The organism is Veillonella sp. KGMB01456 (assembly GCF_023051165.1).
Taxonomy (GTDB): Bacteria; Bacillota; Negativicutes; order Veillonellales; family Veillonellaceae; genus Veillonella_A.
Genome location: NZ_JALKIG010000020.1, coordinates 1 through 24,426, shown reverse-complemented (window position 1 = coordinate 24,426; position 24,426 = coordinate 1). Strand labels below are relative to the sequence as shown.

The following is a 24,426-nucleotide window of genomic DNA, read 5'->3' as shown; positions in this document are numbered from 1 at the left end:
TGATATAATAATTGGGTAACCTTGAAGGGGTTTGCAATTATGATTCATGATTAAGTATTAGTTTTGATTCGTGACTGTGAAAACATCAGGTTATCCCAATATGCGCCTATAGCTCAGGGGATAGAGCACCGGTCTCCGGAACCGGGTGCGCAGGTTCGAATCCTGCTAGGCGCACCAGATAAATAAAGGCTTCTCGAAATTTCGAGAGGCCTTTTTTCGTGTATTTGATTCAAATATTGAACTCAATAAGGAGCGTGTGAGATAAAAAATACGTATGTGATTTTTGTAAAATGGTAAAAGCATAAAAGTGTGTATTTGCAGATAATATTTTTATCTTGTAAGTATTTGATTTTGATGATCTAGCGGATTTTTGATTAGACTAAATTTTATGGTGGAATGTTGAGTTTTATGAAGAAATTTAAAAAGAAATGCATAGTACTGTCGAGAAGTTTAATAAAACTTTAATTTACTTTGTTTGATATGAGAGGCGAATATTTGAATAAATAATAGGACGAGTCTGTAGCAGAATTCGATTAATAGGTATTTTGCTACAGCTTTTTTGTATATTTTTTTTCTGCATAAATATGATTTCTGGGGGGTGATGTTTATGTTGTGCAGAAATGTTGCTTTGTGGATTGATAATTTAGTGCGCCTGTTTTGTTGTGGTATGTAGTGGTTTGTTGGATTTTAGGTGTAGTATATATAGATGCTATAGCAACTAAAATATTTATATGGCAAGAGGATGTTGAAGGCGAAGATATACATATTTCTTAGTGTTATAGGTTTATAAAGAAGAAATATTTAATTTATTGAATTTATAATCTTAAAATATGAATAAAATATCCTTTTCAATCTTATGTGAAAGAGCGAAATAGATGTTATTGCAATTATTTTTATTGACTTTTAGGAATGATTGGTATAGAATGCATTCATAATGATGTTGCAAGAAACACAAAAGTATTAAATAATTTGCATTCTGGCGTATAAAAAACTATAGCGGGGATGAAATTAATGGTATTTTGAAGGAGGTTAATTATGAGTGATGTAAAAAAAATAATTGAAGGGGCTTATGATTTACACGTTCATTCTGCACCGGATGTGTTACCAAGAAAGATGGATGACTTGGAAATGGCTGAAAGATGCACGAATGGTCCACTGGCGGGATACGTTATAAAAAAACATTGGACTCAAACCGGTGAAAGAGCAAAATTAATAAATAAGCTTTATCCGAAATGTGATGCAATCGGCTCTATTACTTTAAATAGTTCAGTCGGAGGAATAAATGCACCGGCTGTAGAAATGGCGGCTCGAGATAATTGTAAATTGGTTTGGTTTCCTACTTGTGACAGTGAACATGAAATGGCACATCAATTTAATGGAGATCCAAATAAAAAATTAGCCTTCTGGGCGTCTATTGTAATTGAGATGAAGAATGCGGGAATTAAGGTTCCTACGATTAATATCCTTGATGAATTTGGTCAGTTGAAGCCAGAAGTTTATGATGTTTTAGATGTTATAGCTAGATACGATTTGATTTTAGCAACCGGACATATCTCTCATGAAGAAGCTTATAAGCTGGTTCCTGAAGCAGCTAAACGAAATGTTAAAAATATACTTATTACACATGCAACATTTCCAACTACATTTTATTCCGTTGAAGATCAAAAAAAGTTTATTGATTATGGAGCTAAGATTGAACAGTGTTATACAACATGGAAGACGGACAAGGTAGCGTTTGACATAGTGGCAGATCAGATAAGACAAGTAGGGCCAGATAATTGTATTCTTGCCACTGATCTTGGTAATACAAAACTGTGTTATCCAGACGAAGGGTTAGCAGAGTTTGCAGAAAGACTTTTACAAAAAGGTTTTTCTGAGGATGAAATTCGAACTATGGTTGTAATTAATCCAAAAATTTTATTGGGGAAAAATGACATTGAATAAAAGATTGTATTGGGTTTAAGTAAAATGATTAGAGTAATTTAGGAGGAACTATTATGGAAGGCAAGAGAATTTTAGTAGTAAGTGCACATGCAGCAGATTATGTATGGAGATCGGGTGGTACAATTGCAAAATACATTAAACATGGTGCTAATGTGGATGTTGTGGTTTTAAGTTTTGGGGTTAGAGGTGAGAGTGCAGCACAGTGGAAAAAAGAAGGAGCCACGTATGATACTGTAAAGCAGAATCGACTAGAGGAAACAACTAAAGCCGCAGAAATTCTTGGCGTTAAAAATATTGAGTTTTGGGATCTTCCAGATTATCCAATGAGACCGTATCTTACGGAAGATATTCGAAAGAGAATGGTAAAGAAAATTAGAGAAGTTAGACCAGACATCATTATTACGCATGATAAAAAAGGAAAAGACATATTAAATCCTGATCATAATGATGTATCAGAGTTTGTATTTGAATGCTCTATTCATTCAAATTCAAGAGGCGTTATTGTAGATAATCTTCCAACGACTAAACAAATGCGTTTATTTGGGTTTGAACCTCATCAAACTGAACTATCACAATTTGTTCCTGATGAGTTAGTAGATATTACAGAGGTTTATGAACAAAAAGTTGCGGCGATGCAGTGTTTCCAGGCACAGCATCATCTCATTCAGTATTATACAGAAAGAGCAAATCTTCGAGGCAATCATTTAAGAAGAATTTCAGGTAATCAGACTTATAAATATGGAGAGGCATTTTCAAGCTTTTTTCCTATTGCAGGTGATGAATTAGTATAAATTTATATTTCTAAAATAGATTAGATAAAGGGGATAATTCCTGACCGAATTATCAATAAGAGGGATAAAACTATGATTAATGAATGTGCACCATTGTTACCGGAAGATATTATTAAAAGAGCTGAAAAATTAAATGTAGCATTAATTTTGGATGGAGTGAAAGCCGCTAAAATTGATATTCCTAATGGAGGTTGTATGGACGCAGACATCAACCCCTGTGTAAGAGGAGCTACAGTGGTTGGTACGGCTCTTACTGTAGAAGCGGCTGAGGGAAATAACTACCCAATTCATATAGCAAGTTATAATTTTAAAGCAGATGGCTATATCATGGTAATTGATGGTAAAGGGTATAGGGAAAGAGCGTATTTTGGCGATTTAATCATGGGTGCATGTCAAGCAGTGGGATTTAAAGGTATGGTTATTGATGGTTATACAAGAGATCTTGATGGAACTATAGAACTGAAGTTTCCTGTATATAGTAAAGGTTTAATGCCGAGAGGACCAATCAAAAAGGCCGAAGGAAATATCAACACAACTATTACCTGTGCTGGTGTTGTCGTAGAGCCTGGAGATTTAGTATGTGGTGATTTAGATGGTGTATGTGTAATACCTAAAAAATATATAGAAATAGTTTTGAGTGCCGCTGAGGAAAAAGCTATATACGAAGATAATCGGAATAAAACAATTGCAGCGTATAGAGAAGCTAAAAAAAATGGCACAGAATTACCACAACTTGCTCCGCAATGGGTTGTTGAAATGCAGCAAAATAAATAATTAAAATTTTGACTTTCGTATTCCTGGTATTTTCCGTTTATATATGAAGGGAGTATAAGCATGGAAATCGTAACCGAAAAGAAAGTTCCATTTTTTAAAAAATACGGTATGTTAATAGCGTTATTAGTGTTGGCCGCAATTTTTGCGTTACCTACACCGACTGAATTACCAACGGCAGGGCATAGAATGTTAGGTATTTTGGTTTTTGCAGTTATAATTTGGCTCACTGAAGCCGTATCTTATCCGGTTAGTGCGGCAATTCTTTCATTATTAATGATTATATGTGTAGGGTTTTCCCCTCAAGTCGGCAAGCCTGATGTAATTTATGGTACTGGCAGTGCGTTGAAAATGGCTTTTATGGGGATTTCAGCCAGTGCTACAATTTTAGTTGGTGCAGCATTATTCTTGGCTGCGGCAATGACACAGACCGGACTTGACAAACGAATTGCATTATTTATTTTGTCACGTATCGGAAGTAAGACTAATCGTTTAGTCGCAGGGATGATTTTGGTTGGTATTATACTCGCTTTCTTAGTTCCAAGTACTACTGCTCGTGTAGGATGCATGGTCCCGGTTATATTAGGTATTGTTTCTGCGTTTGGGATGAAGACCGGAAGTAGGCTTGCTGCATTATTAATGGTAGTTACTATTCAAACTGGAAGCATTTGGAATACAGGAATTAAAACTGCGGCAGCACAGAATATGGTTACAATGGGTTTTATTGAAAGACTTTTAAATGGTAATATATCTTGGATGCAGTGGTTCATTGCGGCAGCTCCGTTTGCTATTGTTATGTCTATTATATTGTACTTTATTGCGATGTATATGTTGCCACCTGAACTGGATGAAATCAAGGGTGGCGCCGAAACTATAAAGGCTAAGTTAGAGGAGTTAGGTGCAGTTACGCCTGCCGAAAAGAAACTTTTAGCAATTTCTGCTGGATTGATATTGCTATGGGTAACTGAAGGGTTCTTACATAATTTCGATACAACGACAACAACAATTTTAGCTGTAACTTTAATGCTATTACCTTGGACAGGCATTATGACTTGGAAACAGGCAGAAAGTCATATTTCGTGGGGGACTCTTATGCTTTTAGGTGTGGGAATTAGCATGGGTTCTGCCTTACTTACTACCAAGGCTGCACAATGGTTGGCTAATGAAATCTCAGTCGGAATGGGCTTGGCTGATGCATCTATTTTTGGCGTGTTTGCAGTTATTTCGCTATTTATTATTATTATTCATCTTGGATTTGCATCTGGTTCAGCAATAGCTTCGGCAATGATTCCGATTGTTATCGCTCTTTTACAAGGATTACCACTTGAGGGATTAAATATTGTTGGTTTAACAATGGTATTTCATTTTGTTATTAATTTTGGGTTTATTTTGCCGGTTAATACACCACAGGGGATTCTTGCATTTGCAACAGATACTTTTTCAGCAAAAGATTGTATGAAGGTTGGTATACCATTAACGATTGTAGGGTATATTTTGTTGTTAGTTTTCTCACAAACCTATTGGAAGGTATTGGGCATTTTCTAATACTATAGTTTATTAAACTTGGACAGTCAGGATTATTAAAAGTCAATAGGGGCTGATTAAATAATAGTATAAATTTTTACAATAATACTAGGAGGGTGATGGGCATTTGCTCATCACCTTTTTTGTAATTAACGTATTATATAATATAAAATTAGATTAATCATTTGGCTTTGAGATGATATACTAAATATAAAGAGTTTTTATTTGAGATAAGTCTTTATATTAATAGGAGATTTAAAAGTGGCAAGAGCAAGAGTAAGATTAGCAAGATATATTTCATTGCTATATCGATATAGTCAAGTATATTTTAGTGAACATTTAAAGAAGTATCAGCTAGGAAGTGGCCAATATATTTTCTTTATGGAGGCTATACGAAATGATGGAATTACACAAGAGCAATTGTCTAATAATATAGAAATTGATAAAGCAACTACTGCAAGAGCTGTGGCTAAACTTATTGAAGCCGGATATTTTACTAAAGTAAATAATGCTGAGGATCGTAGAGCTTATAATATTTATGCTACAGATAAAGCTCGTGATATGAGAAAAGATATTGAAAATGTATTAGATGAATGGAATGAAAAGCTTTTTAAAGGATTTACTAAAGATGAACGTAATTTTTATCATTCATTAACGCAACGAATTTATGAAAATATCTCTAAAGATGATTTTTTTAAGAATAGATAGTAATTTGATATTGTATTTTCTTGGTGTGATTGTTATGGAATGTCATTGGAATTCTGATGCGGATACAGATACGTTTTTAATCAAGAAAAATAGAAAAGAATCAGAAAAATTAGGATAAAGAAATATTCTTTAAGTTTAAAAATGTAGCGATTGTACAGAATAGCCTGTATAATCGCTATTTTTTTTTATTTTTAGCAAAGTTAATAGTATGTAATTTTTCTCCTGATATCTAATCATAGTAATGGATGTTTATTTAAGGCATAAAAATAATCTATATTAGATGCAAAGTAATCAGTATTTGTTGTTTATGACTTTAGATTATATACTGTATTTGAAAATGTAATTGCGCGCAACGAATATCAAAGATGGGTATAGGTAATTGATAGGAGGGAATTGTATGGCTAACATTTTAATTTTATGTGCCATTATACTCGCTATTGCATTAGGGTATAGGACTAAAATTAACACAGGTTTTTTTGGGATAGTATTTGCTTATATTATTGGTACATTTTATTTAGGCATTAAGCCTGGCGACATTATCAAAATGTGGCCGATAAGTATATTCTTTGTAATCTTAGCTATTTCTTTATTCTATAACTTTGCAATGACTAATGGGACATTAGAGAAGTTAGCTCAGCACATGCTATATAGAACTCGCAAAGTTCCTAAATTGTTGCCATTTGCTATTTTTATAGCTGCCACTATTTTAGCTGCATTAGGTGCCGGATTCTTTGCAGTAATGGCCTTTTTCACACCAATCACTATGCTTCTATGCAGAAAGACAGGGTTAAGTCCATTAATCGGCGCTTTGGCCGTTAACTATGGAGCTTTATGCGGTAACAATTTTATGATTAGCCCTGGGGGTGTTGTTTTTATTGGCTTAATGAATCAAGCAGGTTATGAAGCTGTATCATATGGATTTGAATTCCAAATCTTTTTAGCCTCATTTGTTGTTCCAATAGTAGTATTGAGTTTGTTAATCTTATTTAATACACGTAAAAAAGGTAATGCTGATGTTGTAGAAATTTCTTTACCGGAAGCATTTAATGCTGTTCAGAAAAAAACATTAGCTTTAGTTGTATCTATGATTGTAGTTGTATTAATTTTCCCTATTTTACACATTATTTTCCCGCAAGTTGGTCTTATAAAAACTCTTGATAAAGCTATTGATGTTGGTTTAGTTGCTGTTGTTTTTGCAGTCCTAGCTTTATTGATGAACTTGGGTGATGAAAAAGAAGTCATAAAAAAAGTGCCGTGGGGTACATTAATCATGATTTGTGGTGTAGGGATGTTAATATCAGTAGCTATAAAAGCCGGAACAGTAAAATTAATTGCGGGATTTGTTACTGATACGATTCCGGCTCCAGTTGTACCTATTGTAATGGCTGCTATTGGTGGATTTATGTCATTCTTTTCAAGTACTATGGGTGTAGTAACTCCGGCATTATTTCCACTTGTTCCTAATTTGGCTGAAGCTTCAGGTATTGATGCGGCTGTATTATTCTCAGCTATCGTTATTGGGGCACAAGCTACTGCAATATCTCCATTTTCTTCGGGTGGCAGCTTAGTATTAAGTACAGTAAGCGAAGAAGAACGAGTAGATATGTTCGGGAAATTAATTTTTAGAGGTGTACCTATTTGTTTGGGTGCTGCTATCATTTATGCATTTATTGTTAATTTAATTATGTGATAGAGAGGTATAGATATGAGAGTTGACACACATGCACATGTATTTGAGCCTAATTTAAATTTAGCGAGTGATAGACGTTATGCACCTACTTATAGTGCATTGGTTGAGGAATTTATTTCTAATTTTGAATCTAAAGGAATGGACAAAGGCGTATTAATTCAACCAAGCTTTTTAGGATTTGATAATACCTATATGGTAAACGCTATAAAGAAATTCCCGGATAAGCTTTATGGTGTAGCTGTTGTCGATACAACAATCACACTTAAAGAACTACAAGCATTGGCAAAAAACAATATTATTGGAATTCGACTTAATCTATACGCTCGTCAAATCCCTAATTTGAAAGAAGGCAAATGGCCTGAAATCCTTAATTATGTAAAAACATTAGGATGGCATGTAGAGTTACATATTGATGCCGTTCAGTTACCTCCATTAATTGATGACTTATTAAATGCCGGTGTAAAAATAGTAGTAGATCATTTTAGTAGACCTACTGCAGAAAATTTATTAGAGGATGAAGGGTTTAAATATTTACTTTCTGTTGGTAATAGCCAACAAATTTGGGTAAAAATTTCTGCCTCATATCGATTAAAAAAAGAATTGTCTTTTGATGAAAATATTAAGTTAGCCGAAGAATTGATGCCAGCCTTAATAGACGCTTTTGGAGCTAAGCGTTTATTATGGGGCAGCGATTGGCCACATACGCAGTTTGAAAAATTGATTTCCTATGAAAAGGTTTGGGATGCATTTTTAAAACTAGTTCCGGAAGAAAAGTTAAGAAATATTATATTGGACGATAGTTTTGCCGATTTAATTAAAGATATTCAATAATTCTATATGGGTATGAAATACACGAAAGGTTTTAGACAACAATATTGCCTTGATTTATTAGTGCTCATATAAAAATAAGCGACTCGAGGATTATTGGCGAGTCGCTTTGTTTTTTTGTTTAAGAAAAGATATCTTAAATTAGTTCCATAAGAAGTAAATCATCTATAAAATTAGAAATAGTTTTAATTTATTGATAATTGAGTTATTTATTATTTGTACATATTGCTAATTAGTTATATAGTAAATTTGTAAAGAGAATATAGGATATAAAATTACAACTTCCAATTCATAATGAAGTCTATAAAAGCTTTGACCGGTGTCATTGATGTATAGTTATTTCGATAGTATAAATTAGTAGTACGGAGTAAAGGATCACCGGATTTAGTAATTAGTGGAGCGGTATAGATACCGGGAACATCTTGGGCACAACTTTCTGTGAGAAGAGTAAATCCTAAGCCTTGGCGAACTAACTTTATGCAAGTATCAATGTCGTCAACTTCGATGGAAGTTTTAGGGGGCGTTTGATAATGACTATACCACCAATCATCTAATGTTTGCTGTAAATTAGGATCGGTTTGATAATGAATATATGAGTGTTGTGGTAAATTTTCAAATGAAAGTTCTGATTTATTGAACAAACATAATGGTTCACTTAAGAGTTCCAGATGATGTTCGCTCCAATCGTGTGCACCACGAACGATAGTAACGTCTAATTCGCCTTCTAAGAATCGTCGATACAAGCGATAGCTTAAGCCGCTGTACATATTGATGTCAATATATGGATAGGCTAGAGAAAAGGCTGACAGAATTTTTGGAATGTGGTATTTGGCAAAAATATTAGAGCAACCAAGACGCAATGTGCCTCTGATTTCAGTGCCGGTAGCACTTAATTGTTTTTTTATAGCTTGGTAGGCTTTGTCAGCCTCTTGCATATAGTTATATAATTGTTCGCCTTCCGAAGTAAAAGCAATACCACGAGGTTGTCGGATAATCAGATTACAATTAAATTCTTTTTCAAGACGTTTAATACGTTCGCTTAAGGCCGGTTGGGTCATAAATAAACGTTTTGCCGTATAAGTAATATTTTTTTCTTCATATAAAGTTTTTAGCAATATAAAGTCTTTTGTATCCATGAAATCCTCCGATAAATATTTATTATATCAATTATATAAGAACCGTCATTGAGATACAAGGTTAATTTATAGTTAATGTTCGATAGTAAAGTATATAAAGCGTTGGAATAAAAAAGAAAGGTTAGGTAGGGACATGAACGCAGTAACATTAATTTCAGATGGCATTTTTTTAGAAAATGGAAACAAGATTGTCACTAAGGAATCCGTTGTAAACCATTCGCGTAGTCAAGAATTTGATGAAACAAAAGCCGCTAAAGAAACCATGGCGTATCGAATCATGATGGCACATCAAACTAGTGAAGGGGATGAGTCTTTACGTATTAAATTTGATGCACTTACATCGCATGATATTACGTATGTGGGGATTATTCAGACTGCAATAGCATCCGGGTTAGATCGTTTTCCTATTCCTTACGTTTTAACTAATTGTCACAATAGTTTAGCTGCCGTTGGCGGAACAATTAATGAAGATGATCATGTATTTGGTTTGTCTGCGGTTAAGCGTTTTGGCGGTATTTATGTGCCACCTCATTTGGCTGTTATTCATCAATATATGCGTGAAACTATGGCAGGATGTGGGAAGATGATATTAGGTTCAGATAGTCATACTCGTTATGGTGCATTAGGAACAATGGCCATCGGCGAAGGCGGTCCGGAGTTAGTTAAACAATTATTAGGCCGTACGTATGATATTCAACGACCAAAAGTAGTTGCCATTTATTTGACAGGTAAGCCACGTCATGGCGTTGGACCACAAGATGTTGCTTTAGCTATAGAGAAAGCTGTTTTTAAAAATGGTTTTGTTAAAAATAAAATTATGGAATTCGTAGGACCTGGTATACATAATTTATCCATGGATTTTCGCAATGGTATCGATGTTATGACGACGGAAACGACCTGTCTTACTACAATTTGGTGCACAGATGATACGACTAAAGAATTTTTAACAATTCATGGTCGAGGTTCTGATTATAAATTATTACAGCCGGGTAATATTGCTTATTATGATGGTTTAGTTAAAGTAGAACTCGATAAAGTGGAAAGTATGATTGCTATGCCGTTCCATCCAAGCAACGTATATACAATTAAAGAGTTGAATGAAGGCGGTCAAGATTTATTGCGTCAAATTGAAAAAAATGCAGTAGATCAATTGGATAATAAAGAATTACGTCTTATGTTACCGGAAAAATATCATGAGAATAAACTTCATGTAGATCAAGGAATAATTGTAGGCTGCTCCGGCGGTTTATATGAAAATATTATGGCGGCCGCTAATATTGTAAAGGGAAAAGGTGTTGGACAAGAACGTTTTGCCTTTAGCGTGTATCCATCCAGCCAGCCAATTTACTTAGAACTTATGAGAAATGGTGCTCTAGGTGATTTAATGGAAGCCGGTGCTATTATTCGATCTGCATTCTGCGGTCCTTGTTTTGGTGCTGGTGATACCCCAAATAATGGTGGGCTATCTGCTCGACATGCAACGCGTAATTTTCCTAATCGTGAAGGTTCCAAACCGGGACAGGGACAAATTTCCTCGGTTGCACTGATGGACGCACGATCTATAGCGGCTACAGCAATTAATAAGGGCGCTTTAACAGCAGCCACTGAAGTTGATTATGATGATAATATAGCTTCCTATCATTTTAATGATAAACCATATGTTAATAAGGTTTATCAAGGTTATGGTGATGCGAATACAGCTGAAGAACTTGTATATGGTCCATCAATTAAAGCATGGCCAAAAATTGAAGCATTAACAGATAATATTTTGTTAAAAGTAGCTGCATACATTGATGATCCGGTTACAACCACTGATGAATTAATCCCATCTGGGGAAACCTCCTCTTATCGTTCAAATCCTTATGCACTTTCAGAATTTGCTTTAAGTCGTAAAGTGCCGGAATATGTTGGTCGTGCTAAGACAGTAAGAGACTGGGAAAAAAGCCGTCAAGATGGAGTTATTAATTTGGAATTACAAAATGCTTATCAAATGATTAATGACGCTTTGAATCTTGGTAAATCATTAGATGATTTGTCTAAGTCGACACTTGTAGCAAGCATGATTTATGCCAATAAACCGGGTGATGGATCCGCTCGTGAACAAGCTGCATCTTGTCAGCGTGTATTAGGTGGAGGAGCCAATATTGCCTTAGAATATGCTACTAAACGATATCGTTCAAATGTAATTAATTGGGGGATGTTGCCATTTGTAACAAGTGAAACTGACTCTAGAAAGTTGGCGGTAGGGGATTATGTATTTGTACCTAATGTAAGAGCTATCTTATTAAGTGATAGTGACGACTTTAAGGCTTATGTGATTAATAATGGGAAAAAAGAAGAAATTACATTACACCTAGGCTATTTGAGCAATGAAGAAAAATCTATTATTGCTAAGGGGTGCTTAATTAACTATTATGCAGACTCTAAGTCGAATAATGACAAAGATTAATATTAAGAAGTAATACGAACGGGCTGTAACGAAATGCGAGTAGAAAAATACATTTCGTTACGGCCTGTTTTTGCTAGGTTCTCGCTACTTTTTTATTTTACATAGATTTCATATTCTAAAATACCTAATAATGGAGAGCTGAGAAATATTAATTGACATTGTTAATGAGAATGGTTAGAAATGATTAGAAAGTGATTAGAAAGTTAGAATTTGGTTAGAATATAGATGGGGGAAATCTAAGGAATGAGTAGAATGAGTTTTCAAGAAGAATACGATAGCTTTGAGGATATGCGTTCTATTAATCAGGAGTTAACTTTTGAAGCCACCAAAAAAGAGTTTGATCTTCGAAGGGTTCCATTTGGGCCATCTCAGCTGAAAACTTTAAAACTAGTATCTCCTGATGGATTATATACGAACTTGGGCTTACTCCTATCTGAACAGTGTCCTTATACTATCAAGGCAGCCATATTTCAAGGAACCAATCAAAATATATTTAAAGATCGTAGAGAATTCTCCGGTTCGCTTATGCAACAAATGAATGAAGTTTACGATTATATTGATTTACATAATCAAATCGGTTCAACTTTTGAAAAACTTCGGCGTATCGACACCCGAGATTATCCGGAAGTTGCAGTTCGCGAGGCATTACTTAATACGTTAGTTCACCGAGACTATTCATTTAGTGCCAGTACATTAATCAGTATTTTCGAAGACAGGTTAGAATTTGTTTCTTTGGGTGGTCTGCTCCCCGGGTTAGAGTTAGAAGATGTGACAGCAGGTGTTTCGGTGTGTCGTAATCCGAACCTGGCTAATGTTTTTTACCGTTTAGAACTCATTGAAGCTTATGGCACAGGTATGCAAAAAATTATGGATGCATACGTCGGTGCTCCGTTACAGCCACAACTTCGAGTTACTAATAATACGTTTAAAATTATTCTACCTAATGTCAATACTATGAGAGAAGTGACGGAGAAACCACAGGCGATTAGAGAGACAGTGGTTCCGTTTGGCAGTTCGAATGAGGAAAGAATAATGCATCACTTGGCGGAGAAGCAAGTGATTACTCGCAAAGAAACTCAGGAATTATTGGGTGTTAGTCAATCTACGGCGGGGCGTATTTTGAAATCAATGATAGATAAGGGGCAGATTGTACAGATTGGTGGAAGCCGTAATATACGATATGAATTGGTGAAGAAGTAAATACGTATATTTTTTCATTAGCTACAGCAAGATTTATTGATTTCGCTAAGAAATACATTTTAGGCATAACTAATAATGAGAGATAAGTATTAGAAATATGAACTAAATATAGTTACAATAAAGGTATTAAGAGAATGGAGTATTTGCCTTTTGGATACAGTTTCATTGAGAAAAGAGGGGGCTTTTATGAAAAAAGTTATTGTATTTCTGGCAATGTCACTGATTGTTACCATATTGACGGCCTGTGCCGGCCAGTCGAGCACGGCTAAAGAGGCTGCGAATTCGAATGCTAAAGAAGCTGTAAGCTCGAATGCCAAAGAGGACACGAGTGTTGTGAAAACGCAACAAGCTACACCAAATGTAACGAATCGTAAATTAAAAATGACCGTCGAAGGACAGGAGATTTCTATTGTTCTCTATGATACACCAACGGCCAATGCCCTTTACGAAGCACTTCCTATGACGCTGAGTTTTTCAGATTATAACAGTACCGAGAAAATTGCCTATCCACCTGAAAAGCTGCCGACTAAAGGCGAACCGGATGCAACGGATCCCGATGTAGGTGATTTGTGCTACTTCTCACCATGGGGCAATCTATGCATTTTTTATAAAGACTTTGGAAATTCACCGGGGCTAATTAAATTAGGCCGTGTAGAGTCGGGGATGGAAATTCTATCCGGCATGAAGGGCGATTTTACGGCTACGATTGAGAAGGTGGAATAAGATGAAATATACTAAATTAGGCACAACGGACATTGAAATTTCCAAAATACATATGTAAAGAAATCTAATGGGGAGGTTAGTGATTATGGGAAGAAAAGTTATTCCAGGAGACATTATTTTTTGCGATCGAGGATTTTATTCACATTTTGGGATTTATGTGGGAGAATTAAACGTCATTCATTTTGATAGTAACTTTATTGACAAAGTTACAGGATATAAAGATCCGCGAATTGCTAAGACTGATGTTGAAAAATTTAGGTGTGAGGATAAAATATATACGATTCCGCCACAAGAGTTGTTGTCTGTTATTGATGATTATTGTTCCTTTGAAGATGGTAAATATAATTTTTATTCACCGGAGGAGACTGTAAAAAGAGCATATGGACGTTTAAATGCGCCGAAGAAAGAAAATTATAGTTTGCTGGGCAATAATTGTGAACATTTTGCTATTTGGTGTAAAACAGGAATTCATGATAGCCGCCAAGCACGTAATTATAACCGATTTTCTTCTCATCCGATTACCTGGATTTTTGGCCTAGTAGGGTTGGGGTTAAGTGCCATTAATAAAGAACTTTTCCAAGAGGAAGCGGAATTCTAATTGATACTTAAATAATAAAAAATGAGGTGCAGTTTAACTTGCATCTCATTTTTTGCTATTAAATCAATATTTTTTACGTCCCCAAATCAACAATCTCATCAAACAGCAGTCTGGCTCTATCAATCGGAGAATTTATATCATCGTGATAATGTCCGAAGTACCATTTCTTAAAAGTAAGTTTCGGCTTTAGCTTGGTCAAGAACTCCTGTGTCGGGCAGGTAATGTTGACTTTATTAAAAAGTAAATGACGAATGATATGAATAAATTGTTTGGGTGCCTGATGGGTGATGACGTAATCTACGTTAAAATTGTGCTTTTTCAAGTTTTCAATAGCATAGGATTGTTCTTCAGATGTCGAGTTTTCTTGCTCCCACCATGAAATGCTCGGCGTTCTGTATTGTTTATCCACACTGGCAGCGCCGCCGAAGGTGAAAATAGTTTGGTTTTCCATGGTAAAAATTTCGCCGCGCATGAGGTGGTAGATACCGTCCAAATCATGAACACGGCCGCCCCATTTTTCAATGACAGGATTGCTATATAGTAAGTCAAAATTTTCGTGATTGCCGTCAACAAAGCAAGTTGTAAAAGGGGCATTTCTTAATAAGTCTAATAACTTATCGTCTTTATAGTGCATGTCTAAGGCACGACTGTACCAAGGAATGCCAAAGTCACCGGCGACAATCAAAATATCGTCTTTAGTGCAATCGCTTAATACTTTGATATATTCTTGGATTTGTTCTTTTTCACCATGAAGATCGCCTGTAACAAAAATCATAGGTTAACTCCTTTTTATTCAATCTCAAAAAATTCCCATATTTCATCCAAAGAAACAGGATAGAAGTGATTGGCGTCAACGCCCACATCGTAGCGTCGAATGCCTTCCACTCGATTTCGTTCGTTATACTCGCCCGTTGAGTGGATGTGACCGTGCAACATCATGCTGCCGTGACGATAGCGATTCCACGCTAAAATCGGATAATGCATCAAGGCGATAGGGACTTTTTTATCAGTCAAATATTTATAATCACACATCTCTTTAAAAATTTTGGCATCATATTTCTTATACTTATCATGATTGCCTATGAGGAGCGTCTTTTTACCATTCAGACGACTCAGTAAGGAATTAGCCTCCTGTGGTTCTAGTTTTTGCGTTAAATCCCCTAAGAGATACACCGTATCTTTTTTAGAAACAAGGCTGTTGTAATTGGCGATGAGTGTTTCATTCATTTCTTCAACCGTGTCGAACGGACGATTTCTGTTTTTAATAACTTTTGGATAGCCTAGGTGCAGATCGCTGGTGAAATAAATCATGGTCGTTACTCCTGTCTTGGGGTATAATCTAGATAAGAATAAAGAATATATCGTAAGTTTAGGTATGGTATTGGACGTACCGGTAATACGTTTAAAACATCAGAGGTAGTGCGAATAGAAAGGGATATTGCATGGGAATTCTATTGCTTATAATTACCGGTCTCATTTATGGCTTGGTAGGAACGGTTATTTTGCACTTTATCAATAATATCTTTGCGCTTTTTGGGGAACCGACCATATTGGAACAGCCGTTTATTTTAGATTTTTTGCAAAAATACAATTTACCGACACACAGCTTTGCCGTATCTTGCACTTGGGTGGCACTTTTCTTTTTAGTCGCCATCATCTTATTCCAATTGCCACCGGTGCAGGGCTTGTTTTTAAAATTTAAAGCTATTAGCAAACCGGAAGGTGATTTGAAAAACTATTTAGATGCCTGTTGGCAAGATGTGTGCAATCGCGCCGGCGTTGATGCGGGGCGCTATCGGCTGTATGTGCAGCACAGCAATCAGATTAATGCCTTTGCCCTAGGCCATGACCGGGTAGTCGTGTTGATGGGCTTGATTAATGAAATGAACTCGGCTGAACTTAAGGGGATTCTGGCGCATGAGCTCAGCCATTTGATTCATCGCGATACCACTTACGGTATGACGTCGGTGGCCATGCTCAATGTGTATAACGCTATCATAATTGCTTTTGAATTAATCGTTTGGATGATTACGATGGTGTATAATATACTTCGCTACATTCCGTTTATCAATATTTTGGCAGTTATCTTTATGGCCTTTATCCTATTTATACGATTTATTGTACGAATCCTGCATAGTATCGCTAATTTCGGCTATGTGCTGTTGGCGCCGTTCGGCTCTCGTGTAGCCGAATATCGTGCCGACCGTTTTGCTCATGAGTTGGGGCTGGGGCAGGAGCTCGCGTCGGCGTTGGCAAAACTGACACGCTACGGCGATACAGAAGGTTTTATCAATCAACTAGTCAGCGATCATCCGCCACTGCGTAAGCGAGTAGCTAAACTGTATGAATTGTCGCAGCAACAATAATTGCTCTTAGGATTTAAAATGAAAGAAATTTTTATTTTATAAATGTATCATTCATCTGCAGTACTTTTTTTGCTATAATTAAATTATACAGTAATATCTACTTTTGATATAGCATTGTGTGGGATATATGCAAGTATTAAGAGTATAGGGATTTGTTGGTAATATAGGGATAAGGAGTGTTACTATGATGAGTTTTTTATTTTGGGTTCTTCTGATTTTTCTTGTTTACTATTTTATTACAAGATACAATCGGTTACAGGGTTTAAACCAAGAAATTAAAGAAGCAAGGTCTAATATTAAAGTAGTGGTAGAACGTAAAGTAGCCATTGTTAATCAGTTTGCCGATTTAGTTAACAGTTATGGTAGCTATGAAAAACTAATTCAACTTAAGGTGTCTGATAATTATACTGAAATGGCTCGTGCTACATCTGAAGCTGTTACTTCGATTAAGGCATTAGCGAATACATATCCTGAATTAAAGTCCAGTACTCATTATTCACAATTCTTAGAAAATATTAGTCAAAATGAGCAGATTTTAACTGAAAAACGTGAAACTTACAACTATGTGGTTAAAGGCTACAATAGCCAGATAGCACAAATTCCAATGGTATTTGTTGCCTCTGCTCTTGGGTTTAAAGAAGCCCCGTATTTTGATCCTAATAATGAAATTGGGATTGATTCTTTTAGTGGTGCAAATACTGAAGCTATTAAAGAATTAGCGATTAAGGGCACAGAAGTTTTAAAAGATAAAACAGAACAAATAAAAGATAAAATCAATAAATAATACTTAAATAAAAAAAGATGTATAAAATGTATAAGTGATTTACATTTTATGCATCTTTTTTGTTGTTTAAGCAAAAATAAAAATGCCGGATTACCTGCTTGGTCCAAAACATTGGGCTTTGGTTTGGTAGCGAAAATCGGTCTCCAAGATTTTAGAATGATTAACCTTTATTGATTAATAGCTTATTGGTAACAGTTAACTTGGGTTTAATGATTAATAGTTTAACGCTAACAATTAATGGTTAATGATTACTGCAGGGATGGTATGTTTGCGGGCTCCCTGCGGACCAAAATTGCATGATGCCAACATACCTTGATAACCGGTCGAAAAAGACACCGGCTTATCCTATATGTTTAATTAATGGTAGAGTTTTAGTTTTACCGGTAAAACCCTGCTCCCAAAAATCCGGCAAACCATATTTAATGTTTTTCGGTAACCCGGCGTATTTCATTTAATAAAAAACACATAATATATAACTTGAATAGTTTGATGACGTACCTCTGATATAACGAAAGTCGCGATATATCAGAGGTATATCATTTTAACTTAGTACGTTACGGTAATTGTCGTCATTTCCGTAGCGTTACCCAAGATAGCGTCGATTTCTTCGAGGTAGTTCTCGATACGCTCCTTGGCGAGCTTCGCTTTTTTCACAATATCGGCCGGATCGTAGAAAACGGCTTCATACTGTTTGCGAAGGGTAGTTTCTCGTTCTTCGCGGGACTTGGCACTGGCGTTATTAACGGTGCCGAACTCTTGTGCCATACGATCTCTTATAGTCCTTTCACATAGATCATTGATAAAATCAAACTGCTCGGTAGCATTAGTTACCTTCTGGCGCAATTCGTTAACGATATAGGACAGTTCATTTGTGTAGTAAGCTTTGCGGGCAATGGCGCCGGCGAAGCTTACTTTTTCGGTACCGGTGTTTTCTTCATCGAGGGTAATGAAGCGTGGCAACTCCACGAAGTTGTTTACATTGGCGTCCATGATGGCCACAGCCAATGCTTCGCGGCGACGGATTTTATCGTTTAACGACTGATAGTTGGCTTTCACTTCGTCTTGCCAGGAATTGAGCGGCAAGCCGTCGATAACAGCCGTTTGAGCCGATTCCGAAGTGACGAACTTTTCGGACATCATGGCTTTGATTTGTTTGTCTAATAACTTCTTCTGACCTAAGGCTTTGCGTAGGCTCATTGTTTCAGTGTTCATGAGGGACCTCCTTAATGATTAATGGATATACATTTCGTTTGATTAGATGGTATCGCATGGGGCGTTTTTTCACAATGGGCATCAAAGTTCAATGGTAGAAGTCAAGATTTTACAGTTAAATTTTTGATGTTTGGAATCTTGTTTTTGTAAAATCCAAAGTTTTACTTATAAAAAATGGTCATGTACGAAGTGGCAAGTAGCGGTTGTTTGTGATGAAAACGGCGTTTTTCATAGCCCTACATAACTGACAGTTATTAGTTATTTGCTTGAAGTTTTCAGGAGGGTTGACATTTGATGTGAGAGGCGTATGATAATAACAGAGAAAAGAGCTAGTTCTAATTTGGAGGAGGAATTAATTATGAGTTATTTATTTAATTTATCAGATTTAGAAAAGAAGTTGTCCTATAACTATGCAGTGATGCAAAATAAGAAAGCAGCTCAAGCCGTTTGCAATTTTGAAATTGAAACGTATGATGACAGTCTTGATTTAGTCAGTGTAGAAGCAATGACTCGGGCGTATAAGAAAGCATTAATGGGTCGAGCTTTTAATCTTACAACTCGTTAACATGAAATATATAAAGTGTTAATAAAGGGTTAATGCAAATAGAAGTTTGAAATGACAGCAAAAATCCCGTAATCGATGGGGCCATCGGTTATGGGATTTTTGTATTCTAATAGTAAGAGTTCTTACACACAGTTTTATTGATTACTTTGAACAGCAGGCATAGTATCAACTTGCCGGGTATTATAAGCCACGCCCCAGTCATACATGGCGTTGATAATGGGTTCCATGGTACGACCTAAGGGGGATAAGGCGTATTCCACATGTGGCGGAATTACCGGAAATACGGTGCGAGTAATAAGACCGTCGGCCTCGAGTTCGCGCAGTTGCAAGGTCAGGCTGCGATGGGTGACGCCTTCGATTAATGTCTTAAGTTCGCTGAATCGTTTGTCGCCGGTAAAAAGATGGTACAAAATAATACCTTTCCACTTACCGCTAATAAGCTCTAACGTCGTGGCTACCGGGCATAGTGTACGCGGGCAAGGTTTTAAATCTTTTTTGTTTGTGTTATTGGCAGTAGCTTTCATTGCGATTCTCCTGGATTTTAATCTATGGTTGTATTTTAATATATTAAATATAAAAAATATACTTAACTTAATTTATATATAGTATATATAAAATTTTGCGTTCTTCAACTATTTTTTTAGATATGCTATACTAAACATGTCGAAAGATAGATGAGATAGATATTCAAAATTTAGTATAAATTATTATTAATTCGAAAGGATGATACCCATGAGCATTTCTGCACAAGACATTTTAAACGCTTACAATTATCGTTACGCAACTAAGAAGTTTGCCCCTAATAAAAAGGTATCCGACGCTGATTTTAACACGATTTTGGAAACAGGTCGTTTGTCCCCAAGCTCCTTCGGTTTTGAACCTTGGAAATTCGTTATTATTGAAAAACAGAGCATTAAAGATAAATTATACCCTGTATCTTGGGGCGCTCAGAACAGCTTGAACGGTGCCAGCCATTTTGTAATTATTTTGGCTCGCAAAAAAGCGGATACCGTAGCTGATGCGGACTACATCACACACATCATGAAAGACATCAAACACATGCCGGAAGACGTGCAGAACATGATGCGCGGTGCTTACAGCAACTTCCAGACTAACGATTTCAAATTGATCGATAGCGACCGTGCTATGTTCGACTGGGCCAGCAAACAGACTTACATTGCCTTGGCTAACATGATGACAACGGCTGCTATGCTCGGTGTTGACTCTTGCCCAATCGAAGGCTTCAATATTGAAAAAGTGGAGGAAATTCTTAGCGAAGAAGGCATTCTCGACAAAGAACATTTCGGCGTGTCCGTAATGGTGGGCTTCGGCTATCGTGATGAACAGCCTCATCGTGAAAAAACTCGTCAGCCTATGGAAGATATCGTAACTTGGGTTAAATAAGAGTTTTCAACTAAGAAGTTTTTGGATAATAGAATATAGAACTAAAAATGCTGAGATGACCGTTAAAAGTCACCTCAGCATTTGTTTTTGTTAAACATAAACGACAAAGTATAGCACTATCTATTCCGGAAGCTATGTGAATTTATATTTTTAGAAGACTAATAACAAGCAACCAATACCCAACAATACTACGCCTTGAATACGGTTCAACATACGTTGCGATTTAGGCCCCTGGTTTAAAAAGCCACGGAGTTTACCGGCACAAAGAGCGATGATGGAGAATAAGATGAATGCTTGTAAGCTAAAAACGGCACCGAGGATAGCAATGGCCAGGCCCGGTGATTCATTATTAGGATCCACGAACTGTGGCAAGAACGCGAGGAAGAACAACAGAACTTTCGGATTCAAGATGTTCATAATGAGACCTTTACGATAGATGGCAAAGGCGGATGACTCACCGTTTGAAGGTTGGCTTGACGATTTATCGCTTGAAGCTTGGCTGGATGTTTCATTGCTTGATACGCTGTTTGTCGTGTCGTTTGTTGTGATGTTTGAACCGGCAACAGTAGCTTGACCGGCGGCTGTTTCAGTCGGTTGCGGTTCCGCAACTTTAGCGGTAAAGGCCCCGTAGGCAAGATAGAAAAGATAGGCGGCACCAACATATTTTAAAGCTGCAAAGGCAATTGGTGAACTTTTAACTAATGCGGCTACCCCTAAAATTACAAGGCATGTATGAAAGACAATGCCCGAGGCGAGACCGGCGGCTAAAATAATGCCGGCTCTGGCACCGTCGGCGATGCTTTTTGCCAAAAGATATAAATTATCCGGACCCGGTGTCATCGTCAAGAGTATGGATGATACCAAGAAATAAGGAAATAAAGACATATCCATAAAAGAAACTCCCCCTCTGTTAAAAATGCATACAATCAGTATAACATATTAGTTTTATTATTTGCCATAGTTGAAAGTATAAAGTTAACAAGTTTTAATGGGCTAAGGTATTTAATGGCTCTAAACTGTGTTAATTTAATGGTTTTAAATGAGTAAAAGAATGGATTTTTAAAATCATAGTAATAAAATAGGAATTTTAACCCGAAAACCTTGACAAACCATTTCCGGTACACTACCATGAAAACAAAGAGATTGGGAGGCGAATGTATGAATTCAACTGAAATAAAAAAATTACAAGAAGAATATACGAAGGATATCATTGCGTGGCGTCGCCATTTGCACCAATATCCGGAAATTAGTTTTGAAGAACAGGAAACGACCAAATATTTAGCCGGAGAACTGGATAAATTGGGCATTCCGTATGTGATAAATCCTGAAAAAAACACCGGCATTGTGGCATGGATTGAAGGTCCTAAAAAGGGTAAAACAATCATGCTTCGCGCCGATATTGATGCCCTTACCGTTGATGAACAGACGGGGTATGACTTCGCGTCCAAACATGACGGCAAGATGCACGCCTGCGGTCATGATGCGCATATGGCCATTTTATTGGGCGCCGCCAAGATGCTGAAAACATTGCAGGACAAAATCCAAGGTAAGGTATTCCTCGTGTTCCAGCCGGCCGAAGAAAGCGGTGAAGGTGCTAAATACATGAAACAGTTCGGTACCTGGTTTGAAGAAACGGATAGTGTCTTCGGCGCTCACATTTGGATTGATCTGCCCGTTGGCAAGATTTCCGTGGAAGCCGGCGAACGCATGGCGGCCGCGCTTGAAATCGGTATCGATATTGAAGGTCAGGGCGGTCATGGGGCACAACCTCATTTGACCGTGGATGCTACCGTTGTGGCTTCAGCCATCGTGATGAATTTGCAGACCATCGTGTCCCGCCACTTCAGTCCGCTCGATTCCGTGGTGCTTACCATCGGCAAGATGACCAGCGGTACGCGCTATAATGTTATTTCCGGCGCCGCACGTTTGGAAGGCACGGCCCGTTACTTCAAACATGCCATCGGTGATGATTTGAAAAAGACGATGACGCACATGGTGAACGAAACAGCCGCTGCTTACGGTGCTAAGGCGAAGGTAACTTTCCGTCAAATGGTACCGCCGACGATTAACGATCCGGCCAGCTCGGAGCTCGCTCATCGCGTAGGTGCTGAACTCGTTGGTGAAGACAATGTGGTCTTGATGGAAAAAACAATGGCCGGCGAAGACTTTGCTTATTATTTGGAAGAAAAACCGGGCTGCTTTGCTTTCTTCGGTATTGCCAATCCTGAAATTGATGCGGTTCATTCCCATCACAGTAACTTCTTCAAAATTGATGAACGAGCATTGCCAATCGGCTCCGCCATGTACGCACAGTATGCGTTGCAGTGGCTGGAAGAACATGCCGAATAATATGACAAAATAGTCTTAACGTTGCCAACAGGTTGCTGAGAAGTAATTTTGACAGTTGCAAGGTCTATGTTAGATTTTGCGAGGTAATCTGTTTTAATAAAACGAATACGGTTTGACTAAATAATAAAAACGCTGTAACCGAAATTAATCGGTCACAGCGTTTTTTGCGTTTTTATAGTTAATGCTACGCTTTGTTCTTTGCTAATTTTTTCTTTTTTCAAGCTCTTTCTGCTCTTTTTCTTCTTGCTCCTCTTTATTGAGTTGCTCGATTTGTTCCATTTTAAGTTTAACCGCTTCCGCTTTTAATTCGGCATCGAAGGAACGGTCGCGCACGATTTCGGCACTGAGCAGGATAACCTGGACGGACCAGTTAATCCACACGAAGAGAATCATGATACCAACCAGTGGACCGTACGTGGAGGAACTGCCCGCAAAATTTGTAACATAGAAACGATAGCCGTAGGTAAGGGCTAACCAAAGAATCGTAGCTAAGAGGCCGCCCGCGAAGGAGCGCTTCCAAGAAATAAGCTTGTTGATGTTTTCCTTGGTAGCTTTAGGCGTGTCCTTGTCAGTTTCTTTGCGCGGTGCGTAGTGATAAAACAAGGTGAGCACCAAAGTGAAAGAAATCAACGGTAATAAGGTGGCCGCCATAGTGGCGAGAGTTATGATTTCTTTAGAAATAAAGATGAAGCGCTGCATTACCTGTAAGAAGGCCGGGCCATACACCGAAAGGATAAGCCCTAAGAGACCGGTTACGGTACCGATAATGGTGAAGAAGAATGCTTTGCTGTACATCTTAATCATGCCTTCTTCCACATGATCGAGGCCGAGCATGGTGTTAAGGGCATTAATTAAGGCACGCGTACCGGCCGACATAGTCCAAAAGGCAGTAATAATACCGATGGAGAACAACGTACCACTCTGATTTTTGGCTAAGTCATCAATTAGGTTTGACAGGGTATGTTGTGAATCCGGCGGTAAGAGTGCCAGAAATTGATCGAGGATATCCATATTTTGACTAAGAAATACGGAAATAGCCGTTAAAGCAATAATTAAGAAGGGCACTATGGAAAGAATAATATAGTACGTTGCTTCCGCGGACAGACGGCCGATATTGTGCTCGCTGTAATCCTTGGCGACGCGCTTTGCCCCATTAATAAATGACTTCATAGTTATTAACTCCTTATGAATAATTTCGTTTTTCGTTGGACCATATATGGCAAAAAGCCAATGTATCTATATATTAGATTTTGTCGATATACTTATTTATAACATATTTTCGAAGAAAATTATAGTGTTTAGATGAAAATAGATAAATTATAAATAACTTGCTAATTGCAATATCAAATGCGACAAAATTTTAATCACGAATTTATATGTTTAA

Annotated in this window: 23 protein-coding genes and 1 tRNA gene; 17 read left to right on the top strand and 7 right to left on the bottom strand. The window is 37.1% G+C overall.

All coding sequences use genetic code 11. The annotated features are described in order from the left end of the window. The first annotated feature begins 102 nt into the window (after nucleotides 1-102). The 8 genes from MXE28_RS07075 (at nucleotide 103) to MXE28_RS07040 (ending at nucleotide 8,259) form a co-directional block, all read left to right on the top strand. Nucleotides 103-177 (top strand) — tRNA-Arg (locus MXE28_RS07075). An 858-nt stretch (nucleotides 178-1,035) separates the two neighbouring features. Continuing rightward, a complete protein-coding gene (locus tag MXE28_RS07070) occupies nucleotides 1,036-1,944 on the top strand; it encodes a DUF6282 family protein (RefSeq protein WP_247239988.1) in 909 nt (302 codons plus the stop codon). A 53-nt stretch (nucleotides 1,945-1,997) separates the two neighbouring features. Next, on the top strand, nucleotides 1,998-2,735 hold the full coding sequence (locus tag MXE28_RS07065; RefSeq protein ID WP_021840682.1) for a PIG-L deacetylase family protein: 738 nt from the start codon (nucleotides 1,998-2,000) through the stop codon (nucleotides 2,733-2,735). A 72-nt stretch (nucleotides 2,736-2,807) separates the two neighbouring features. Then, the gene (locus MXE28_RS07060; protein WP_247239987.1) at nucleotides 2,808-3,509 is read left to right on the top strand and encodes an RraA family protein; all 702 of its coding nucleotides are present in this window, start codon (nucleotides 2,808-2,810) and stop codon (nucleotides 3,507-3,509) included. 60 nt (nucleotides 3,510-3,569) lie between these two features. After that, nucleotides 3,570-5,051, top strand: a complete 1,482-nt coding sequence (locus MXE28_RS07055; protein ID WP_021840684.1) for a DASS family sodium-coupled anion symporter — start codon at nucleotides 3,570-3,572, stop codon at nucleotides 5,049-5,051. A gap of 240 nt (nucleotides 5,052-5,291) precedes the next feature. After that, on the top strand, nucleotides 5,292-5,738 hold the full coding sequence (locus MXE28_RS07050) for a MarR family winged helix-turn-helix transcriptional regulator (RefSeq protein WP_021840685.1): 447 nt from the start codon (nucleotides 5,292-5,294) through the stop codon (nucleotides 5,736-5,738). A 397-nt stretch (nucleotides 5,739-6,135) separates the two neighbouring features. Then, nucleotides 6,136-7,428 (top strand): SLC13 family permease, encoded by a 1,293-nt coding sequence (locus tag MXE28_RS07045; RefSeq protein ID WP_021840686.1) that lies wholly within the window; start codon nucleotides 6,136-6,138, stop codon nucleotides 7,426-7,428. A 15-nt stretch (nucleotides 7,429-7,443) separates the two neighbouring features. Then, nucleotides 7,444-8,259 carry an amidohydrolase family protein gene (locus MXE28_RS07040; protein WP_226973996.1) on the top strand — a complete coding sequence of 272 codons (816 nt, stop codon included), beginning with the start codon at nucleotides 7,444-7,446 and terminating at the stop codon, nucleotides 8,257-8,259. A gap of 272 nt (nucleotides 8,260-8,531) precedes the next feature. Here the strand turns inward: MXE28_RS07040 and MXE28_RS07035 are convergent, their stop codons facing one another. Then, nucleotides 8,532-9,392 carry a LysR family transcriptional regulator gene (locus MXE28_RS07035; protein WP_021840688.1) on the bottom strand — a complete coding sequence of 287 codons (861 nt, stop codon included), beginning with the start codon at nucleotides 9,390-9,392 and terminating at the stop codon, nucleotides 8,532-8,534. Nucleotides 9,393-9,525: 133 nt separating this feature from the next. On the opposite strand from MXE28_RS07035, the gene MXE28_RS07030 reads away from it, so the two are divergent. The 4 genes from MXE28_RS07030 (at nucleotide 9,526) to MXE28_RS07015 (ending at nucleotide 14,362) form a co-directional block, all read left to right on the top strand. Then, nucleotides 9,526-11,841 carry a hydratase gene (locus tag MXE28_RS07030; RefSeq protein ID WP_247239986.1) on the top strand — a complete coding sequence of 772 codons (2,316 nt, stop codon included), beginning with the start codon at nucleotides 9,526-9,528 and terminating at the stop codon, nucleotides 11,839-11,841. Between the two features lie 252 nt (nucleotides 11,842-12,093). Continuing rightward, a complete protein-coding gene (locus MXE28_RS07025; RefSeq protein ID WP_021840690.1) occupies nucleotides 12,094-13,041 on the top strand; it encodes an ATP-binding protein in 948 nt (315 codons plus the stop codon). Nucleotides 13,042-13,227: 186 nt separating this feature from the next. Then, complete coding sequence (locus MXE28_RS07020; protein WP_021840691.1) at nucleotides 13,228-13,764, top strand: cyclophilin-like fold protein; 537 nt, start codon at nucleotides 13,228-13,230, stop codon at nucleotides 13,762-13,764. A gap of 85 nt (nucleotides 13,765-13,849) precedes the next feature. Further along, nucleotides 13,850-14,362 carry a lecithin retinol acyltransferase family protein gene (locus MXE28_RS07015; RefSeq protein WP_021840692.1) on the top strand — a complete coding sequence of 171 codons (513 nt, stop codon included), beginning with the start codon at nucleotides 13,850-13,852 and terminating at the stop codon, nucleotides 14,360-14,362. A 73-nt stretch (nucleotides 14,363-14,435) separates the two neighbouring features. Here the strand turns inward: MXE28_RS07015 and MXE28_RS07010 are convergent, their stop codons facing one another. Together MXE28_RS07010 and MXE28_RS07005 are read right to left on the bottom strand one after the other, a co-directional pair. Next, on the bottom strand, nucleotides 14,436-15,137 hold the full coding sequence (locus tag MXE28_RS07010) for a metallophosphoesterase (RefSeq protein ID WP_156705146.1): 702 nt from the start codon (nucleotides 15,135-15,137) through the stop codon (nucleotides 14,436-14,438). 14 nt (nucleotides 15,138-15,151) lie between these two features. Next, a complete protein-coding gene (locus MXE28_RS07005; RefSeq protein WP_156705148.1) occupies nucleotides 15,152-15,673 on the bottom strand; it encodes a metallophosphoesterase in 522 nt (173 codons plus the stop codon). A gap of 131 nt (nucleotides 15,674-15,804) precedes the next feature. On the opposite strand from MXE28_RS07005, the gene MXE28_RS07000 reads away from it, so the two are divergent. Then, on the top strand, nucleotides 15,805-16,728 hold the full coding sequence (locus MXE28_RS07000; RefSeq protein ID WP_247239985.1) for a M48 family metalloprotease: 924 nt from the start codon (nucleotides 15,805-15,807) through the stop codon (nucleotides 16,726-16,728). 184 nt (nucleotides 16,729-16,912) lie between these two features. After that, the gene (locus MXE28_RS06995) at nucleotides 16,913-17,512 is read left to right on the top strand and encodes a LemA family protein (RefSeq protein WP_127059225.1); all 600 of its coding nucleotides are present in this window, start codon (nucleotides 16,913-16,915) and stop codon (nucleotides 17,510-17,512) included. A 546-nt stretch (nucleotides 17,513-18,058) separates the two neighbouring features. Here MXE28_RS06995 and MXE28_RS06990 read toward each other — a convergent pair. After that, on the bottom strand, nucleotides 18,059-18,724 hold the full coding sequence (locus tag MXE28_RS06990; RefSeq protein WP_226974005.1) for a hypothetical protein: 666 nt from the start codon (nucleotides 18,722-18,724) through the stop codon (nucleotides 18,059-18,061). Nucleotides 18,725-19,082: 358 nt separating this feature from the next. Here MXE28_RS06990 and MXE28_RS06985 point away from each other — a divergent pair, with 358 nt between their 5' ends. Next, nucleotides 19,083-19,289 carry a hypothetical protein gene (locus tag MXE28_RS06985; RefSeq protein WP_226974006.1) on the top strand — a complete coding sequence of 69 codons (207 nt, stop codon included), beginning with the start codon at nucleotides 19,083-19,085 and terminating at the stop codon, nucleotides 19,287-19,289. A gap of 134 nt (nucleotides 19,290-19,423) precedes the next feature. Here the strand turns inward: MXE28_RS06985 and MXE28_RS06980 are convergent, their stop codons facing one another. Then, nucleotides 19,424-19,813, bottom strand: a complete 390-nt coding sequence (locus tag MXE28_RS06980) for a helix-turn-helix domain-containing protein (protein WP_226974007.1) — start codon at nucleotides 19,811-19,813, stop codon at nucleotides 19,424-19,426. Between the two features lie 208 nt (nucleotides 19,814-20,021). On the opposite strand from MXE28_RS06980, the gene MXE28_RS06975 reads away from it, so the two are divergent. Beyond that, nucleotides 20,022-20,693, top strand: coding sequence for an NAD(P)H-dependent oxidoreductase (locus tag MXE28_RS06975; protein ID WP_226974008.1), 672 nt, complete (start codon nucleotides 20,022-20,024; stop codon nucleotides 20,691-20,693). A gap of 150 nt (nucleotides 20,694-20,843) precedes the next feature. Here the strand turns inward: MXE28_RS06975 and MXE28_RS06970 are convergent, their stop codons facing one another. Next, entirely contained in the window at nucleotides 20,844-21,584 is a 741-nt protein-coding gene (locus MXE28_RS06970; protein WP_226974009.1) for a LysE family translocator, read from the bottom strand. 267 nt (nucleotides 21,585-21,851) lie between these two features. On the opposite strand from MXE28_RS06970, the gene MXE28_RS06965 reads away from it, so the two are divergent. After that, complete coding sequence (locus MXE28_RS06965; RefSeq protein ID WP_226974010.1) at nucleotides 21,852-23,042, top strand: amidohydrolase; 1,191 nt, start codon at nucleotides 21,852-21,854, stop codon at nucleotides 23,040-23,042. 201 nt (nucleotides 23,043-23,243) lie between these two features. Here the strand turns inward: MXE28_RS06965 and MXE28_RS06960 are convergent, their stop codons facing one another. Beyond that, a complete protein-coding gene (locus MXE28_RS06960; protein ID WP_226974011.1) occupies nucleotides 23,244-24,212 on the bottom strand; it encodes a YihY/virulence factor BrkB family protein in 969 nt (322 codons plus the stop codon). Between the last annotated feature and the right edge of the window lie 214 nt (nucleotides 24,213-24,426).

What these genes read in the sequence shown, in the direction of transcription:
- MXE28_RS07070 (WP_247239988.1), top strand. Translation starts at nt 1,036, where the DNA reads ATGAGTGATGTAAAAAAAATAATTGAAGGGGCTTATGATTTACACGTT.
- MXE28_RS07065 (WP_021840682.1), top strand. Translation starts at nt 1,998, where the DNA reads ATGGAAGGCAAGAGAATTTTAGTAGTAAGTGCACATGCAGCAGATTAT.
- MXE28_RS07060 (WP_247239987.1), top strand. Translation starts at nt 2,808, where the DNA reads ATGATTAATGAATGTGCACCATTGTTACCGGAAGATATTATTAAAAGA.
- MXE28_RS07055 (WP_021840684.1), top strand. Translation starts at nt 3,570, where the DNA reads ATGGAAATCGTAACCGAAAAGAAAGTTCCATTTTTTAAAAAATACGGT.
- MXE28_RS07045 (WP_021840686.1), top strand. Translation starts at nt 6,136, where the DNA reads ATGGCTAACATTTTAATTTTATGTGCCATTATACTCGCTATTGCATTA.
- MXE28_RS07040 (WP_226973996.1), top strand. Translation starts at nt 7,444, where the DNA reads ATGAGAGTTGACACACATGCACATGTATTTGAGCCTAATTTAAATTTA.
- MXE28_RS07035 (WP_021840688.1), bottom strand. Translation starts at nt 9,392, where the DNA reads ATGGATACAAAAGACTTTATATTGCTAAAAACTTTATATGAAGAAAAA.
- MXE28_RS07030 (WP_247239986.1), top strand. Translation starts at nt 9,526, where the DNA reads ATGAACGCAGTAACATTAATTTCAGATGGCATTTTTTTAGAAAATGGA.
- MXE28_RS07025 (WP_021840690.1), top strand. Translation starts at nt 12,094, where the DNA reads ATGAGTTTTCAAGAAGAATACGATAGCTTTGAGGATATGCGTTCTATT.
- MXE28_RS07020 (WP_021840691.1), top strand. Translation starts at nt 13,228, where the DNA reads ATGAAAAAAGTTATTGTATTTCTGGCAATGTCACTGATTGTTACCATA.
- MXE28_RS07015 (WP_021840692.1), top strand. Translation starts at nt 13,850, where the DNA reads ATGGGAAGAAAAGTTATTCCAGGAGACATTATTTTTTGCGATCGAGGA.
- MXE28_RS07010 (WP_156705146.1), bottom strand. Translation starts at nt 15,137, where the DNA reads ATGATTTTTGTTACAGGCGATCTTCATGGTGAAAAAGAACAAATCCAA.
- MXE28_RS07005 (WP_156705148.1), bottom strand. Translation starts at nt 15,673, where the DNA reads ATGATTTATTTCACCAGCGATCTGCACCTAGGCTATCCAAAAGTTATT.
- MXE28_RS07000 (WP_247239985.1), top strand. Translation starts at nt 15,805, where the DNA reads ATGGGAATTCTATTGCTTATAATTACCGGTCTCATTTATGGCTTGGTA.
- MXE28_RS06995 (WP_127059225.1), top strand. Translation starts at nt 16,913, where the DNA reads ATGATGAGTTTTTTATTTTGGGTTCTTCTGATTTTTCTTGTTTACTAT.
- MXE28_RS06990 (WP_226974005.1), bottom strand. Translation starts at nt 18,724, where the DNA reads ATGAACACTGAAACAATGAGCCTACGCAAAGCCTTAGGTCAGAAGAAG.
- MXE28_RS06985 (WP_226974006.1), top strand. Translation starts at nt 19,083, where the DNA reads ATGAGTTATTTATTTAATTTATCAGATTTAGAAAAGAAGTTGTCCTAT.
- MXE28_RS06980 (WP_226974007.1), bottom strand. Translation starts at nt 19,813, where the DNA reads ATGAAAGCTACTGCCAATAACACAAACAAAAAAGATTTAAAACCTTGC.
- MXE28_RS06975 (WP_226974008.1), top strand. Translation starts at nt 20,022, where the DNA reads ATGAGCATTTCTGCACAAGACATTTTAAACGCTTACAATTATCGTTAC.
- MXE28_RS06970 (WP_226974009.1), bottom strand. Translation starts at nt 21,584, where the DNA reads ATGGATATGTCTTTATTTCCTTATTTCTTGGTATCATCCATACTCTTG.
- MXE28_RS06965 (WP_226974010.1), top strand. Translation starts at nt 21,852, where the DNA reads ATGAATTCAACTGAAATAAAAAAATTACAAGAAGAATATACGAAGGAT.
- MXE28_RS06960 (WP_226974011.1), bottom strand. Translation starts at nt 24,212, where the DNA reads ATGAAGTCATTTATTAATGGGGCAAAGCGCGTCGCCAAGGATTACAGC.